This is a genomic window from Novosphingobium terrae, from assembly GCF_017163935.1.
Lineage (GTDB): Bacteria > Pseudomonadota > Alphaproteobacteria > Sphingomonadales > Sphingomonadaceae > Novosphingobium > Novosphingobium terrae.
Genome location: NZ_JABVZR010000001.1, coordinates 862,610 through 879,054, shown reverse-complemented (window position 1 = coordinate 879,054; position 16,445 = coordinate 862,610). Strand labels below are relative to the sequence as shown.

At 64.2% G+C, this 16,445-nt stretch carries 16 protein-coding genes and 1 tRNA gene; all 17 read right to left on the bottom strand.

The features are described 5' to 3' along the window. Positions 1-11: 11 nt before the first annotated feature. Positions 12-977 (bottom strand): magnesium and cobalt transport protein CorA, encoded by a 966-nt coding sequence (locus HGK27_RS04190; RefSeq protein WP_206238969.1) that lies wholly within the window; start codon positions 975-977, stop codon positions 12-14. Between the two features lie 182 nt (positions 978-1,159). Continuing rightward, positions 1,160-1,777: a superoxide dismutase gene (locus HGK27_RS04185; protein ID WP_206238968.1), complete on the bottom strand. Its 618-nt coding sequence runs from the start codon at positions 1,775-1,777 to the stop codon at positions 1,160-1,162. A gap of 182 nt (positions 1,778-1,959) precedes the next feature. Continuing rightward, on the bottom strand, positions 1,960-3,933 hold the full coding sequence (locus tag HGK27_RS04180) for a potassium transporter Kup (RefSeq protein ID WP_241126828.1): 1,974 nt from the start codon (positions 3,931-3,933) through the stop codon (positions 1,960-1,962). 65 nt (positions 3,934-3,998) lie between these two features. Beyond that, positions 3,999-4,760, bottom strand: coding sequence for a tetratricopeptide repeat protein (locus tag HGK27_RS04175; protein ID WP_206238966.1), 762 nt, complete (start codon positions 4,758-4,760; stop codon positions 3,999-4,001). Continuing rightward, positions 4,757-5,125 carry a cytochrome c-type biogenesis protein gene (locus HGK27_RS04170; protein WP_206242794.1) on the bottom strand — a complete coding sequence of 123 codons (369 nt, stop codon included), beginning with the start codon at positions 5,123-5,125 and terminating at the stop codon, positions 4,757-4,759. Before HGK27_RS04170 ends, HGK27_RS04175 begins: the two co-directional genes overlap by 4 nt. A gap of 44 nt (positions 5,126-5,169) precedes the next feature. Beyond that, positions 5,170-5,733 carry a redoxin family protein gene (locus HGK27_RS04165; protein WP_206238964.1) on the bottom strand — a complete coding sequence of 188 codons (564 nt, stop codon included), beginning with the start codon at positions 5,731-5,733 and terminating at the stop codon, positions 5,170-5,172. After that, positions 5,730-7,712, bottom strand: a complete 1,983-nt coding sequence (locus tag HGK27_RS04160; RefSeq protein ID WP_206238963.1) for a heme lyase CcmF/NrfE family subunit — start codon at positions 7,710-7,712, stop codon at positions 5,730-5,732. The genes HGK27_RS04165 and HGK27_RS04160 overlap by 4 nt, the downstream gene beginning before the upstream one ends. 20 nt (positions 7,713-7,732) lie before the next feature. Next, the gene (gene ccmE / locus HGK27_RS04155; protein ID WP_206238961.1) at positions 7,733-8,191 is read right to left on the bottom strand and encodes a cytochrome c maturation protein CcmE; all 459 of its coding nucleotides are present in this window, start codon (positions 8,189-8,191) and stop codon (positions 7,733-7,735) included. Beyond that, on the bottom strand, positions 8,188-8,331 hold the full coding sequence (locus HGK27_RS04150) for a hypothetical protein (protein WP_206238960.1): 144 nt from the start codon (positions 8,329-8,331) through the stop codon (positions 8,188-8,190). The genes ccmE and HGK27_RS04150 overlap by 4 nt, the downstream gene beginning before the upstream one ends. Beyond that, positions 8,331-9,110, bottom strand: coding sequence for a heme ABC transporter permease CcmC (ccmC, locus tag HGK27_RS04145; protein ID WP_206238958.1), 780 nt, complete (start codon positions 9,108-9,110; stop codon positions 8,331-8,333). Before ccmC ends, HGK27_RS04150 begins: the two co-directional genes overlap by 1 nt. A gap of 172 nt (positions 9,111-9,282) precedes the next feature. Then, positions 9,283-9,359 (bottom strand) — tRNA-His (locus tag HGK27_RS04140). Between the two features lie 210 nt (positions 9,360-9,569). After that, a complete protein-coding gene (rpmE, locus tag HGK27_RS04135) occupies positions 9,570-9,800 on the bottom strand; it encodes a 50S ribosomal protein L31 (RefSeq protein WP_206238952.1) in 231 nt (76 codons plus the stop codon). A 206-nt stretch (positions 9,801-10,006) separates the two neighbouring features. Beyond that, positions 10,007-10,498 carry a 3-hydroxyacyl-ACP dehydratase FabZ gene (gene fabZ, locus HGK27_RS04130; protein WP_206238951.1) on the bottom strand — a complete coding sequence of 164 codons (492 nt, stop codon included), beginning with the start codon at positions 10,496-10,498 and terminating at the stop codon, positions 10,007-10,009. Between the two features lie 21 nt (positions 10,499-10,519). Then, positions 10,520-11,248, bottom strand: a complete 729-nt coding sequence (locus HGK27_RS04125) for an OmpH family outer membrane protein (RefSeq protein WP_206238949.1) — start codon at positions 11,246-11,248, stop codon at positions 10,520-10,522. Continuing rightward, complete coding sequence (gene bamA / locus HGK27_RS04120) at positions 11,248-13,974, bottom strand: outer membrane protein assembly factor BamA (RefSeq protein WP_206238947.1); 2,727 nt, start codon at positions 13,972-13,974, stop codon at positions 11,248-11,250. Before bamA ends, HGK27_RS04125 begins: the two co-directional genes overlap by 1 nt. A gap of 206 nt (positions 13,975-14,180) precedes the next feature. Continuing rightward, on the bottom strand, positions 14,181-15,287 hold the full coding sequence (gene rseP, locus HGK27_RS04115) for an RIP metalloprotease RseP (protein ID WP_206238945.1): 1,107 nt from the start codon (positions 15,285-15,287) through the stop codon (positions 14,181-14,183). 3 nt (positions 15,288-15,290) lie between these two features. Further along, positions 15,291-16,445: a 1-deoxy-D-xylulose-5-phosphate reductoisomerase gene (locus HGK27_RS04110; RefSeq protein ID WP_206242792.1), complete on the bottom strand. Its 1,155-nt coding sequence runs from the start codon at positions 16,443-16,445 to the stop codon at positions 15,291-15,293.

Here is a 16,445-nt window from a genome sequence, read left to right as displayed (position 1 = left end):
CCGCCCCGCCCTCACAGCCAGCCGGTGCGCTTGAAGCGCAGCCAGAGCCCGGCGCAAATCGCGACCATCGCGCTCAACACCACGAAATAGCCATTATGGGTTTTCAGCTCCGGCATGTTCTCGAAATTCATGCCATAAATGCCCGCGATCGCCGTGGGCACCGCCAGAATCGCCGCCCATGAGGCCAACTGCCGGGTGATCACCCCCTGCCGCTGCGATTCGAGCAGATTGCTCACCTCCAGCACCGACCCCAGAATGTCGCGCAGCGCATCGGTGCGGTTTTCCACGCGGCGCACATGGTCCAGCACATCGCGGAAATAGGGGCGCACCTCGGGATCGAGGCAGGGCAGGTCCTGATGCTCCAGCTTGCTGGCCACTTCGGACATCGGGCCCAGCATGCGCAGGAAACGCATCAGCGTGCGGCGCAGGGTGAAGATGCGGGTGATCTCATCCCGGTTGAGAAAGGCGTCCAGCGCGCGGGCCTCCATCGCCTCCACCTCATCCTCGATGGTTTCGATCACCGGGAAGAAGCCGTCGACGATAAAGTCGAGAATGGCGTGAAGCACGTAATCCGTACCATGCATCAGCAGCAAAGGCGCGGCCTCCAGCTGGGCGCGCAGGGCGCTGTGCGCCCGGGCCGAGCCATGGCGCACGGTGATGATATGGTTGCGCCCGGTGAAGATCGCCGTCTCGCCATAGCAGATCTCGTCGCCCGAGAGATGGGCGGTGCGGGCGACGGTGAAGAGCTGGTCGCCATAGACATCCACCTTGGGCATCTGATGGGCCTTGAGCGCATCCTCCACCGCCAGCGGATGCAGGCCGTAATGCTGCTGGAGCAGCCGCAACTCCTCCTCGGTGGGTTCGAGCAGGCCGATCCAGATAAAATCGTCAGGGCCATGCAGAACCGGCGGGCAATCCAGCGACTCGATCTTTTGCGGCTTGCCCTGATGGTAGAGAGAAGCGGAAACGACGCTCATGACAACTCCGTGACAGTGTCTGCGCGGGCCTAAACCCTTTTGACGGACGCGCAAAACCCCCTGCCCCGGGCAGCCGTGTTTTCAGAGCCTTTGATCGTAAACGCGGAGCTTCAAACGCAAAACCGCCCCGGACCCGAGGGTCCGAGGCGGCTTTGTTGATCTGGTCGATCGAAAGCTGAAAATCAGCCCTGATCGGCGCGCGAGGCGCCCTGACCGTCGAGGTTGGCCTCAACGAAATCCCAGTCGATGTGATCGAGCAGCGCGTCGAGGTAGTTCGGGCGCGCATTGCGGTAATCGATGTAATAGGCATGCTCCCACACGTCGAGCGTGAAGAGCGGAGCAACGCCCTCGTAAGCGACGGGGGTGTCGGCGTCGTGGTAAGACGTCACCTTCAGCTTGCCGCCTTCCAGCACCAGCCAGCCCCAGCCGCTGGCGAAGTGGCCGGCGCTCTCGGCCTTGATGGCGGCCTTGAAGGCGTCCAGACCGCCCAGATCCTCATTGATCTTGGCCAGCAGCGCCTCGGAGGGCTGCTTCTTTTCGGGCGAAAGGCCCAGCCAGTAGAAGCTGTGGTTCCAGATCTGGGCGCTGGCGTTGAACAGCTTCTTGTTGCCGGCAGCCTTGGCGGCGGCGATCACGTCCAGCAAGCTGGCATTCTCAAGGTCGGTGCCCTTGGTCTGGTCATTGGCCTGGGTGATGTAGGCCTGATGATGCTTGCCATAGTGATAGTCGAAGGTCTCGGCCGAGAGAACGTCGCCAAAGGCATCCTTGCCGTAAGGCAGTTCGGGAAGAGCGAAAGCCATGTGCAAACTCCACTGCTGTCAGGGGGTGGTTGATGGGTGATCGGAAGAAAGCCGGTGGGTAACGGCCCTCATGCTGCGGCGAAGAGATAGGCCAGCCAGGGCCGGCCCGCTCCAAAGATTTTGTTGGTCATGCCAAAGACGTAAGGAGCGGGCAAGTCAAAGGGTTCAACAACCCGCCCCGCTTAAATCTCGACCTGGCTGCCCAGTTCCACCACGCGGTTGATCGGCAGACGGAAGAACTCCATCGCGCTGGCGGCATTGCGCAGCATCCAGGCGAACAGCTTCTCGCGCCAGATCGCCATGCCCGGCTTGGAGGAGGCGATCAGCGTCTGGCGGCTGAGGAAGAAGCTGGTCTTCATCATGTCAAACGGCTCGCCACCGCAGACCGAGACGCCGCGCAAAGCCTCGGGCACATTGGTTTCCTCAAGGAAGCCGAAGCGCAGGATGATCTTGTAGAAGCCCTGCCCGATCTCGCTGACGGCCACGCGCTTGATCTCGGGCACATAGGGCACCTCCTCGATCAGCACGGTCAGCACCACCACGCGCTCGTGGAGGACCTTGTTGTGCTTGATGTTGTGAAGCAGCGCCGAAGGCACGCCATTGCGCGCGGTCGACATGAACACCGCCGTGCCCGGCACGCGAGTCGCGCTGGAATGGGCGGAACGGGCGAAGACCTCGATCGGCAGCGAATCCTCGGCCATGTTCTGGCGCATCAGCATCCGGCCCTTCGACCAGGTGGTCAGCAGCAGGAAGATGATCATGCCGACCACCACCGGGAACCACGCGCCCTCGAAGAACTTGGCCGAGCCTGCCGCCAGATAGGACCAGTCGATGGCGAAAAGCACCGCGAAGCCGGGCGCCGCAACCCACCAGCGGATCTTCCACATGCGGAAGACCACGACCACGGCCATGCCGGTGGTGATGCTCATCGTGCCCACCACGGCCAGACCATAGGCGGGCAGCATCGCCGCGCTGCTCTCGAAGGTCAGCACCAGAGCGGCGACCATGCAGGCCAGGAACCAGTTGATCGCCGGAATGTAGATCTGCCCGGCCATCGAATGCGAGGTGTGCTTGATCTGCACGCGCGGCAGATAGCCCAGCTGGATGGCCTGATGCGTGACCGAATAGGCGCCGGAAATCACTGCCTGGCTGGCGATCACGGTGGCCAGCGTGGCCAGCACCACCAGCGGCAGCTGCAGACTGTCAGGCACCATGTTGAAGAAGGGGTTCGAGGCCGAGCCCGGATCGGTGATCAGCAGCGCGGCCTGCCCCATGTAGTTGAGCACCAGCGAGGGGAACACGATCACCCAGGCCCAGCTGATCGCCTTGCGCCCGAAATGGCCCATATCGGCATAGAGCGCCTCGACGCCGGTGATCGAATAGACCACCGCGGAGAGCGACACGAAGGACAGATAGGGGTGCGCCTTGAAGAAATAGAAGATGTAGAGCGGGTTCAGCGGCTCCCACAGCACCTGCGGGTGCATGCGGATGTTGGCCACCCCCATCGCCGCGATCGACAGGAAATAGGTGAGCATCACCGGGCCGAACATCTGGCCCATGCGCTCGGTCCCATGGCTCTGGATCACGAAGAGGCCGACGAGAATGGCCAGCGAGATCGGCAGGATGAAGGGATGGAAGGCATGGCTGACCACGCCCAGACCCTCGACCGCCGAGAGCACCGAAATGGCGGGCGTCAGCATCGAGTCGGCATAGAACAGCGCGGTGGCCAGCAGACCGCCCGCCACCAGCAGGCGCGTGCCGCGCAATTGCGGCAGCTTGCGGTTGATCAGCGCCAGCAGGGCCAGCGAGCCGCCCTCGCCATTGTTGTCCATCCGCAGCACCAGCAGGACGTATTTCAACGTCACCACCGTCACCATCGTCCAGAAAATCAGGCTGATGACGCCATAGATGTTGAGCAGATCGATCGGCAGCGGATGCTCACCGGTCATGATCGCCTGAATGGCGTAAAGCGGACTGGTACCGATATCACCGAAGACCACACCCAGCGCGCCAAGCGCCAGCTTGGGCAGCGCGCCATGGTGACCGTGGTGGCCGTGGGCACCGCCCGATTCCACGGCGCCTTGCGACGCGGGAACGGCAGGCGACTCCGCCGAGCTTGCCGAAACATTCATGCGGCCCGACCCCCTACTGGCCATAATACACTCTCCGCCGTTGCGGAGCGCCGCCGATTAGCGCGCTCATGGCCCTGCAACAAGGACAATCAACGCAAGCCCTGTGCGGTTCCCTGCACAGAAGCTGAAGAATCGCCGGAATTGGCCGAATTTACATTCGATTTCAGAGCGGGCGCCTCTGGCTGGGCAGGCCCCTGAGGGAGGGTTTGCGGCATCCCCTGCGCCGCGCGAGTCATGGCAATGATCTGATCGAGCCGCTGCATGCGCGACACCAGATCGGGCCGCCATGGCGCATCGGCCGGCGCGCGGGCCAGCAGGCCCGCCCAGAGCGAGCGCGCCTCGTCAAACTGGCCCGAACCGGCCAAGGCCAGCCCCAGGAACATCGGCGGCCCGGGCGCCTTGGGATCGGCGGCGGAAGCCTTGCGGAAGGCATAAAGCGCCGCCGGAGAAAGCGAACCCTCAGCATGGCCGACCAGCGCGCTGGCCATTTCCAGCCATGCGTCGCTGTTCTTCGGGTCCTTCTCCACCGCGCCGTTCAGCATGGTGGCGGCGGCGGCATAATCGCCATGGCGCATCAGCGCGTCCCCAACCATTTCCCAACTGGTGGGCTGCATATCGTTGCCCACCACCTTGCGGCGTTCATCGACCAGCGTGGTTGCGAAGATGTTGGGCTTCTGCGCCTCGTCATGAGGCTGCCCGGCCTGCCCCGGATGGCCCTGAAGCGCATAGCCCGCCAGCCCCAGCACCAGAGCGGAGGCAATCGCCTCCCACCCGCTGCGGGGCGCGCGGAAGCCCAGAGTCAGCACCAGCAGAACCACCAGCGCCAGAGCGGCAATCGCCAGCCAGGTCATGCGGCATTCCTTTTGACAAATCGGCGGCGCATCACGGCGGCAGCCACCACGATCAGCCCCAGCGGCACGGCAAACAGCGGCCATGTCGCGGCGGTGACGCGCGGCGCATAGCTGACGTAATCGCCATAACGCTGGATCAGCCAGCTGCGAATCGCCTCGGGATCTTCACCGGCATCGATGCGCAGGCGGACCTGATTGCGCATGTCGCCCGCGATGGGCGCATCCGAATCGGCAATCGACTGGCTCTGGCAGACCAGGCAGCGCAGCGTTTCCATCAGCGCCTTGGCCTTGGCCTCCTTGGCCGGATCGCTCAGCTGGCGATAGGCGAAGGGCGCGGGCGGCATGGTGTCATCGGCCAGCGCCATCACCGGCGCCAGCGCCAGAGCGGCAGGGAGCAGGAAGCGCGCGATCACGATTCGGCCTCCTTCAGCTTGGCCAGCATCATCGGGATTTCCTCGGCGCGAATGTCGCCGATATGCTGGTAGCGGATCACGCCCTTGCCATCGATCACGAAGGTTTCCGGCACACCCGAGGAGCCGATCGCCAGCTGCACCGCCGAGACATCATCGGCACCGATGCGCTGATAGGGATTGCCGTTCTTGGCGAGGAAGGCGTTGAGATCGTCCTTGTGGTCGCGGATGGCGATGCCGTCGATCTGCGCGCCCTGACGCTGCAATTCGGCCAACACCGGCGCTTCCACGCCGCAAGGCACGCACCAGCTGGCAAAGATGTTGAGCAGGCGCGGCTTGCCCGTGGCGAAATCGCCATTGGAGAGCCCGGGCCGCCCATCCGCCGCCGGTCGCAGCGAGAAGGTGGGCAGCGGCTTGCCGATCATCTGGCTGTTGATGTCGGTGCTTTTGGGCAGCATCAGCGAGATCGCCACGCCGCCGACAAACAGCACGAACAGCGCCAGCGGCAACCACAAGGTCCAGCTCGGAGCGCGGGGCGCGCGGGGTGCTTCGCTTTGGGTCATGCCGCTTCCCTTTCCTCACGATCGCCCCGGCGGATATCGCCGCGCGCACGCACGGTACGGCGCTTGAGATCCTGCCTCACCCGGCTGAGCAGGGCCAGAAATCCGCCGAGCGCCACCAGAATGCCGCCCAGCCAGATCATCGGCACAAAGGGCTTCCACCAAAGGCGCAGCTGCCAGCGCCCGGTGGGCATGGCGGCGCTGGAGGCATCATGCGTCTCCTCGCCCAGCACGGTGTAGAGCTGCCCGTTCCAGCGCGTGTGCAGCGCCGAAACCGAGGTGGTCTGCGGCGGCGCCCAGAAGGTGCGCGACTGGGGTTTCAGATGATCGGGCGACGCGCCATCATAGCTAGCGACCAGATCGGCCTCCAGCGCGGTCCAGTTCGGCCCGGCGACCGGGGTGATCGCCCCCAGCTTGACCTGCCATGGGCCGACATCGACGCTTTCACCGACGCGGGCGGCGATCAAGCGCTCCTTGGTAAAGGCGCCATCCGCGCCCATGCCGAACAGCGCCACCGCCAGCCCGAGATGCGCGATCACCATGCCCCACAGCGAGAGCGGCGCGCGGCCCAGATGGCGCCCGCGCAGCGGCAGCACACTGGCCACCGCCAGACCGGGCGCCAGCGAAAGCGCAATCAGCGACATGGTGGAGGTCACACCGCCGACAGCAAAACCGATGGCGGCGATGATGGTAACCGCCAGAGGCGCGGCCAGCACCGGGCTCACCCGCTTGAAGCGGTCATGGCGCCAGCGCAGCAGCGGCCCAATGGCCAGCACCACCAGCATCGGCACGGCAAAGACCGCGCTCATCGGCGTGAAATAGGGCGGGCCGACGGAAACCTTCACCCCCATCGCCTCGGTGACGAGCGGATAGAGCGTGCCCAGCAGCACGATGCCCAGAATGGAACTGAGCATCACATTGTTGAAGACCAGCGAGGCCTCACGGCTGGTCACCTCGAAGCGCTCGCCCTCGGTGACGGTGCCCGCGCGCAGGGCGAAGAGCACCAGCGCCGCGCCGATGTTGATCGCCAGCAGCGCCAGAATAAAGCCGCCGCGCCGTGGATCGACCGCAAAGGCATGCACGCTGGTCAGAATGCCCGAGCGCACCAGAAAGGTGCCGACCATCGACATGGAAAAGGCCACCACGCCCAGCATCACCGTCCAGGCCCGCAGCGCATTGCGCGCCGCCAGCACGCTGGCCGAATGGAGCAGCGCCGTCGCCGCCAGCCAAGGCATCAGGCTGGCGTTCTCGACCGGGTCCCAAAACCACCAGCCGCCCCAGCCCAGCATATAATAGGCCCAATAGCTGCCCGCCGTGATGCCCAGAGTCAGGAAAATCCACGCCCCCAGCACCCATGGCCGCATGGCGCGGGCAAAGGCCGGGCCGACCTCGCGCGTCACCAGCGCGCCAATGGCAAAGCTGAAGGCGATCGAAAGCCCGACATAGCCGAGATACAGCGTGGGCGGATGGAAGGCGAGGCCCGGGTCCTGCAGCAGCGGATTAAGCCCATTGCCCTCCTGAGGCGCGGGGTTCAGCCGCTGAAACGGGTTGGAGGCAAACAGCAGAAAGGCATAGAAACCAAGGCTGACAAAGGCCTGCCCGGCCAGCGTGGCCATCATGGTGCGTTCCGGCAAACGGCGCTCGACCAGCGCGACAAAGCCGCCCGCCAGCCCCATCACCGTCACCCACAGCAGCATCGAGCCTTCATGGTTCCCCCATGTGCCCGCAATCTTGTAGATCAGCGGCTTGGCCGAATGGCTGTTCTCCGCCACCAGCTTCACCGAGGTGTCGGTCTGCACGAAAAGCCAGATCAGGCTGGCAAAGGCCGCTGCCGCCAGCACGCCCTGCACCACCGCGACGGGGCGCACAATGCCGCCCAGCCCTTCCCCATCCTTGGTGAGCGCAACGCTGCCCGCCACAAGTTGCAGCCCGGCAAGGGCGGCGGCCAGCCACAGCATGGCAAGGCCCAGTTCAGCGAGCACGCGCGTCTCCCGTCTTCATCTTATTTGGTTTCCGCGATGGTTTTATGGGCCTGATCGGTGGTCATGCCCTGCATTTCGCGGGGGGTGTATTTTTCATCATGCTTGGCCAGCAGATTGTCGGCCGTGAAGAGACCGTTGGTCCAGTGCCCCTCGGCCACCACGCCCGATCCTTCCACGAACAGCGCGGGGCGGATGCCGGCAAAGCGCACCGGCACCTGTTGCTTGCCATCGGTGACGAGGAAATTGACCGTCACCCCATCGGGCGCGTCCTTCATGCTGCCGCGCACCACCATGCCGCCAAGGCGCACCGAACGGTCCGCCTCGGGCGGCTTGGCGAGGATTTCGCTCGGCACATAGAAATAGCTGGCCTGATTGCGCAGCGCCCAGGCCGCCAGCAGTCCCGCCACCAGCAGCACGACCAGCGCCACACCCAGCAGCACCAACCTTTGATGCTTGGCCCGCAATCCCGTTCCCGTCATTTGCCTTCACGCACCTTATCGCGCCGCTTTTCAGCGCGGCGCATCGAGAGCCAGCTTCCGGCGACCATCGCCAGCGTGGTGATCGCCCCTATCGCATAGGCGGCGACCACGAATTGCCACGGATCAAGTGCCTCGCGCATCACCAGCCCTCCGCCAGAGCGCCACTACGCGCCTGCGCCGCCATCGCCTTGCGGCGCAAGCGGGCCTCAGCCTGCGAATCTGCCAGAATCATGCGCATGCGGGCCAGTACCACGCCGGTGTAGATCAGGGTGAAGCCCAGAACGCTGGTCAGCAGCGGCACCACGAAGCTGGTGGCCATAGGGCCCGTGCCCGTCACCACACCGCTTACCGAAAGGCTGGGCGGCTGATGCAGGCTGTTCCACCACAGCACCGAATAATGAATGATCGGAATGTTCACCGCGCCGATCAGGCCGAAAATCGCGGCCATCCTGCCCTGCCCCTGCCCGGGTGCATCGTCATGCTGGGTCGCGCCCGCCAGCGCCATATAGCCGAAATAGAGGAACAGCAGCACCAGCATGCTTGTCAGCCGCCCATCCCACACCCACCAGGTGCCCCAGGCCGGGCGCCCCCAGATCGAGCCGGTGATCAGGCACAGCGCGGTAAACACCGCGCCCGGCAGAGCAGCCGCCCTCGCAGCAATCCCCGCCAGCGGGTGACGCCAGACGATCTCGACGAAGCTGGCGATCGCGATCGAGGACCAGCCCATCATCCCCAGCCAAGCCGTGGGCACATGCAGATAGATGATCCGCACCACATCGCCCTGAAGCGCATCGGCCGGACCGAAGCCCACACCCCACACCAGCGCCGCGCTGGCGATCAGCAGACCCGCGATCAAACAGAGCGGCGTCGCCCAGGTGGCGATGCGCAGGAAACGGGCAGGATTGGCAAAGCCATGCATGGGCAAGCGAACCGAAAGCTGGCGACAGGGCCTCACAGCCTCAGGCGCGAAAAACAGACCTGTTGCTTTGGCAGGGGGCGCCCCCATCGGCAAGGGGCATAAAGGCCAAGAGGGCCGCGCGCGCCGGTTATACCGGTCTTCTGCGATGATCGAGATTTTCTCATGAGAGAAATGGGGCGACTGAAGGGGTTCGAACCCTCGACCTCCGGTACCACAAACCGGCGCTCTAACCAACTGAGCTACAGTCGCCACACAGGCTGCCTTAGCGGCAGCGGGCTATGTTTCCGTCAAGGCCTTGCCTGTCGGGAGGCGCGCCTTTGCATGAGATCGGCAGGTTTGAAAAGCGAAAAATGCAGCGGCTCGAAAATTAATTGCCCTGCCCCGCAGCCCGCTTACCCCCATACGCAAAAAGGGCCCGGTTTCCCGAGCCCTTTTCGTACAATCCTGCAAGCGCGAGGATCAGCCCTTCTTGAGGCTGAGGCCACCGAAGCGCTTGTTGAACTGGGCCACACGGCCACCCTGGTCGAGCAGACGACCGCTGCCGCCGGTCCAGGCCGGGTGCGAGGTGGGATCGATGTCCAGAGCGAGCACGTCGCCTTCCTTGCCCCAGGTCGAACGGGTCTGGAAGGTGGTGCCGTCAGTCATCTGAACGGTGATGAAGTGGTAATCGGGGTGGGTGTTGGCCTTCATGGCAATATCTTTCGTTTGAAGTGCCGGTTCCGACCGGCCCGAAATGGAAGCGCCGCCCCTAGCGAGGAGCGGCGCTTTTGTCCAGCTCTGGATTCAGGAGACAAGAAAGAGAAGATGCGAGGGTGTTACACCCTCGCGCTCCTATAACGTCTCCCGACGAAGCGGCATTGGCACCCGATCCGAGCGCGCTGCCTCTCCATCTGTTCTTAGGCGGGCTGATCCGCGATCATGGCAGTGAAGCTGACCTCGGTGGCCAGCTTGTCGCCCAGCATGGCCTTGCCCCAGAACTTGCAGACCCGTGCCCGCTTCTGGATAAAGCCCACATGCAGGTCGAGCAGCACGCCCGGTTCGACCGGAGCGCGGAACTTCGCGTCCTCGATCGCCATGAAATAGACCAGCTTGCCCGAACCGGCCAGACCAAGCGATTCGATCGCGAGGATACCGGCGGCCTGCGCCAGCGCCTCGACGATCAGCACGCCCGGCATGATCGGGCGACCCGGGAAATGCCCCTGAAAGAAGCCCTCGTTGAAGCTGACCGCCTTCACGGCATGCAGCGACTCGTCAGGCGTGATCGAGACCACCCGGTCGACCAGCAGCATCGGATAGCGATGCGGCAACGCAGCCAGGATCTTGCGGATGTCATAATCCACCGGAGTGGGCGCCGAAACGCCCAGCGGCGCGGGAGTGGTCTCGCTCATCAGGGGTTCCCGGTCCGCGCCTTAGCGGCCACCGCCGGCGTCAGGGCGACCGGCGGCAGGAGCAGCGCCACCAGCGGCGGCGGCAGCCTGCTGCTGCTGGGCCTGCTGCTCACGCACTTCGCGCGGCAGCCAGCCGGCGGGCGGCACGAGCTGAGCGTTGGGGATCGCGGCGTCAACTTCGGTCAGGATCGCGCGGCTCAGGTCATAGGCGTTGCTGGAAGCCAGCTTGGCGCGCGGATCGAGCAGCAGCGTCACGCCGTTCTTCTGCATGGCGGCCTGGATCGAGGCATCCAGCTTGTCGAGGATCTGCTCACGCACATAGGCGCGCGACAGGTTCACCGGCTCCAGGATCTTCTGCAGCTCCTGCTGGCCCGATTCCTGCAGCTTCTGGATGGTTTCACCCTGCTGCTGGATGGCGGCGGCGTTCGCGCCGGGGGCCGCTGCGTCCTTGTTGTACTTGTCGACCATCGGCTGGATCTGGGCGACCAGCTGCTTGCGGCGGGCTTCGGCCTGATCGATCTGCGCCTTGTAGGTGGTGGGGCGCTGAGCATCGGCGGCGCGGTTGGCAGCCGAATTCTCGATGATGGCGTCCAGATAGGCGAAGGCGATGCCATTCACGCCGGCCTTCACGCCAGCAGCGGCGGGGGCGGCAGCCGGAGCGGCGGCGGCGGGCTTGGGGGCAGCCAGAGCAGCCTGAGCCGTACCGGCCAGCAAGGCCACGGCGACGAAGGATTTCACGAGCATTTTCATCAGAACTGGGTTCCCACGTTGAAAGTGAAGACTTTGGTATCGTCGCCAGTGGCGTGCAAAAGCGATTTGGCAATATCGATGCGGAACGGCCCGAAGGGCGAATTCCAGTTGAAGCCCACACCGATCGCGATGCGGGGCGTCGGCGTATCGCCGTAATAGAATTCCTGGAACGGAGCCACGGTGGTGCCCAGCGCGGTGTTGGCCGCGTTGGTCGCCGGGTTGGTGGCATTGGTGGTGGTGACCACGCTGCCGTCCAGATTGGTCTGCGAATAGAGGGCATTGCCCTTCGAATCGCGGGTCGGGATCAGCGTGCTGGTGGTGTAATACTGGGTCTGCGGCTTGGTTATGCCCCAGACAGCACCGGCATCGAGGAAGATCGAGGGACGAATGCCCATTTCCTTCGCGCCGGCACCCAGCGGGATTTCCAGCTCCGCGCGGGCCAGATAGTAATACTTGCCGCCGATCGCGTCTTCGGTCCAGTCATTGCGGTCAGCCGAATAGGTCGGGTTGCCGCTGGAATCGGTGCCCGTCTGGTTCTTGCGCACAATGCGCGGGCCCACGCCGCGAATGTCGAAGCCGCGGATCTGGGGCGAGCCCAGATAGAAACGGTCGGTCAGCTGGATGGCATCCACGCCCGCCGACTTGGTATCGCTGCCCAGCGCATGGATCGCGCCGCCCTCGGCCGTGATCGAGCCGATGAAGCCCTTGCCCACCGGCCAGTAACGCGCAACGTTGGCACGCAGGCGCGCATAGCGCACCGAACCACCCAGACCCGAAATATCGACACCGATCGACCCGGTCTTGCCCTTGGAGGGATGGACGCGGTTGTCGAGGTTTTCATAGATCAGCGAGGCGCCGACGATCGAGCTGGTGCGCGACCCTTCGGATTCGCAGAGATAGCGGCCCGCAAGGATCGGGTTACACGCCAGCACGCCCGACGAGTTCTGCGAATAGAACTGCGTCTGATCGAGCGAGACCTTGTCATAGTTCAGCGTGTAGCGCGTCACCAGCGAGGTGTATTCGGTCAGCGGGAAGCCCAGACGCGCCTGGAAACCGGTGGTCGAGCTTTCATACAGCGAGTTCGAATTGCTGCTGTAGTAATTGTAGTTGTTGTAGTCGCGGCGGTAGATGTCCACGCCCAGCGAGACGCTCTTATCCATCAGATAAGGCTCGGCGAAGGACAGCACCAGGCTCTTGGAATAGCGCGAGATCGAGCCCGAGAGACCCACCGTCTGGCCGCGGCCGCGGAAGTTGTTCTGCTTGATCGCCGCGGAGAAGATGAAGCTTTCAAGGCTGGAGTAACCTGCCGAAAGCTGCAGTTCGCCGGTGGGCTTTTCTTCCAGATTGGCTTCGAGCACCACGCGGTCAGCCGCCGAACCGGCGGTCTGCTTGACCTCGAACTTCTCCTGGAAATAGCCCAGACCCTTGATGCGGTTGGTCGAGCGCTTCATCTGCACCGTGTTGAAGGCATCGCCTTCGGCCAGACGGAATTCGCGACGGACCACCTTGTCCTGGGTCAGCGTGTTTCCGTTGACGTCGATGCGCTCCACGTAAACGCGCGGCACTTCGGTCATGTTGAAGGTGACGCCCATGGTCAGCGTCTTGGGGTCGCGCTGATACTGAGGGCGCACGTCGGCGAGATAGCCGAAGGCACCGGCGGTGTCGTTCAGCTGGTCGATCGTGTCCTCAACCTGCTTGGCGTTGTACCAGGCGCCCTTCTTTTCGGGCAGAGCCTTGACCAGCGTGGCGCCATCGAAGTCGCGCAGCTGGCTTTCCACCTTGATGTCGCCGAACTTGTAGCGCTTGCCTTCCTCGACCACGTAAGTGACGATGAAGTCCTTCTTGTCCGGCGTCAGCTCGGCCACGGCGGAAACGACGCGGAAGTCGGCATAGCCGTTGGTCAGGTAGAACTGGCGCAGCTTCTGCTGGTCATAGGCCAGCTTGTCCGGATCGTAGGAGGTGCCGCTGCGGAAGATATGCAGCGGGCGCGCCTCCTTGGTCATCATGACCGCGGCGATCTCCTTGTCGGTGAAAGCCTCATTGCCGATGACGTTGATCTGGCGGACCTTGGACTTGGGCCCTTCGGTGATTTCAAACACGATATCGACGCGGTTCTGGTCGAGCTTGACCATCTTGGGCTCGACGCTGGCGCCGAAACGGCCCTGACGCTTGTACAGCTCGATGATGCGGGCCACGTCGGCGCGCACCTTGGAACGCGTGAAGATCTGGCGCGGGGCCAGCTTGATCTCAGGGTTGATCTTGTCTTCCTTGAGGTGCTTGTTGCCCTCAAGAACGATGCGGTTGATGACCGGGTTTTCCTGAACGGTGATGACCACATGGCCATTGTCGTTACGGACCTGCAGGTCGGAGAACAGCTCGGTGGCGTTCAGATCCTTGAGCGCCTGGTCAGCGGCAACCTGCGAATAGACCTGGCCGACACGCAGCTTCACATAGGACAGCACCGTGTCCTGTTCGAGGCGCTGCACGCCCTCGACCGTCAGCGACTGGATGACCTGGCCGGTGCCGGCTGCGGGCGCGGCGGCAGGCGCCTTGTCCTCACCCAGAGGCTGGGCCGCACCGGCAGGAACGGGCGCGCCCTTCTTGGCAGGCGCCGCCTTGGGGGCAGGCGCAGCCAGGGCAATTTGCGGCACCCCCGCGAGAATCGAGCTGCCCAACAGGGCAACCACCAGATGCGAGGTGCTGCAAATCCCAGCGCGTTGACCCATAATTCGTCCCATCTTCGACACGGCAGTTCCCATTTCCCCAAGTCGGCGGCACGCCGCCAACCGAACTACCCCTGTTTGCCCTCGCGCGGACCATCCGCCCGAAAGCCACGGCCCGCCCTAAAGCACAGCCGCCCTGTGCCCGATGCTTGATCCACGATCAAGGCATCTTGGCACGTTACAAGGCGTCAGCCCCGCTTATTTCCCCATCATGAACCGAAAAATCTGGCCGGCACCACATCATTGACAGTTACGAAGACGATCAGCGCCAGCAGGAAAGCCAAACCGGTGCGGAAGGCCCATTCCTGCGTGCGTGCCGTCATTGCCCTGCGGCGAAGAGCCTCCACCGCATAAAAAGCAAGGTGCCCACCATCCAGCCCCGGAATTGGCAGCAGATTGATGAATGCCAAATTAATTGAAATGAAAGCCGCCATCGAAACAAAGGGCAACAGCCCCATGCTCAGCGCCTGCCCCGCGACACCGGCGATCTTCACCGGCCCGCCCAGCTCGCGCACGCTGCGCTGGCCGAAGATGATCTGGCGCAGGCCGGTCACCGTCAGCTCGACGATCTGGGTGCATTGCTCGAAGGCGTGGCCCACGCCGTCGATGGGGCCATAGCGCAGGCGATAGACGTCACCGCGCTGGATGCCCATCAGGCCGTAGTTGCTGGTATGGCCCTTGCCGTCCTGCTGGGCGATGCTGCCCAGCTTGACCGGCACCGTAAGCTGGCCCGCGCCGCGCTGCACCGTCACCTGCACCGTCTCGCCGGGGAACGGCGCGACATGCATCGCCACATCATCGAAATAGGGGGTCTTGTCGCCATCGACGGCAACAATGCGGTCGCCCAGCTGCAGCCCGGCAGCCTGAGCGGCGGAATGCTCGGGGAAAGCCTTGATCACCGGATCGGCGACATAACGCCCGAAAGCGACGTTGAAGGCCGAAAAGATCACCAGAGCGATCAGCAGATTGGTGACCGGCCCCGCCGCCACGATCGCGGCGCGCTGCCATAGCGGCTTGAACTGGAAGCAACGCTCGCGCTCTTCAAGGCTGAGCGGAATATCGTCGATCGGCATGGAGGCGGCGTTCATATCGCCGGCAAACTTCACATAACCGCCCAAAGGCAGCCATGAGACCTTCCAGCGGGTGCCGCGCTTGTCGGTCCAGCCGAACATCTCGCTACCAAAGCCGATGGAAAAGGCATCGGCATGCACGCCGCACCAGCGGCCCACCAGATAATGGCCCAGCTCATGCAACAGCACCAGCGGCCCGAGCATCAGAATATAGCCCAGCACCCCGTTGAAGATCGACCCCAGCATGGCTTACGCGATCTCCATCAGGGATTTCGCCTCGATACGGGCGCGGGCGTCAACAGCATGGACATCCTCCAGCGTGGCGGGCGGCGGCGGCGCGTAACGCCCCAGCACATCCTCGACCATCGCCGCGATCCGGGTGAAGCCGATGCGGCCATCGAGGAAAGCGGCCACGGCCACCTCATTGGCGGCATTGAGCACAGCGGGGATGCCCCCCCCTGCCCGCGCGGCTTCACGCGCCAGACGGGTGGCGGGGAAACGCTCCTCATCGGGCGCGCGGAAGGTCAGCTGGCCGATGGTGGCCAGATCGAGCTGGTCCGACAGCGGCGTGTCCATGCGGGCGGGCCAGGCCAGGCAGCTGGCGATGGGCACGCGCATATCGCTCGGCCCCAGCTGCGCCAGCGTCGAGCCGTCGCGGTATTCCACCATGGAGTGGATGATCGACTGCGGGTGAACGATGATGCGCAGCTTGTCGAGGCCCACCGGGAAGAGGTGATAGGCCTCGATAAACTCCAGACCCTTGTTCATCATCGTGGCCGAATCGACGCTGATCTTGGCGCCCATCGACCAGTTGGGATGCTTGATCGCCTGAGCAGGCGTGGCATGGCGCAGCTGCTCGGCATCCCAGTCACGGAAGGGCCCGCCGCTGGCGGTCAGCGTGATCCAGCGCACATCCTTGTGGCTGTTGCCGGACAGGCACTGGAAAATGGCATTATGCTCGGAATCGACCGGCAGCAGCGTGGTGCCATGCCTGGCCACGGCGGCGGTCATCACCTCGCCAGCAGAGACCAGCGCTTCCTTGTTGGCCAGTGCCACGGTGCGGCCTTGCTCGATGGCGGCCATGGTGGGGGCCAGACCCGCGCAGCCGACGATGGCGGCCATCACGATATCTGCGGGACGGCTCGCTGCCTCGACCAGCGCGGCCTCGCCGCCCGTCGCCTCGATGCCGCTGCCGGCCAGCGCCTCACGCAGGGCGGGCAGCTGAGCCTCATCGGCAACAACCGCCACTTGCGCCTTGAATTCACGGGCGAGTTCGGCAAGCGCCTTGGCATTGCCATTGGCGGTCAGCGCCACCACGCGCCATGCCTCGGGCTGGCGCCGCACCAGATCCAGTGTCGAGGCCCCGATCGAGCCGGTGGCGCCCAGAACGGACAGACTGCGCAT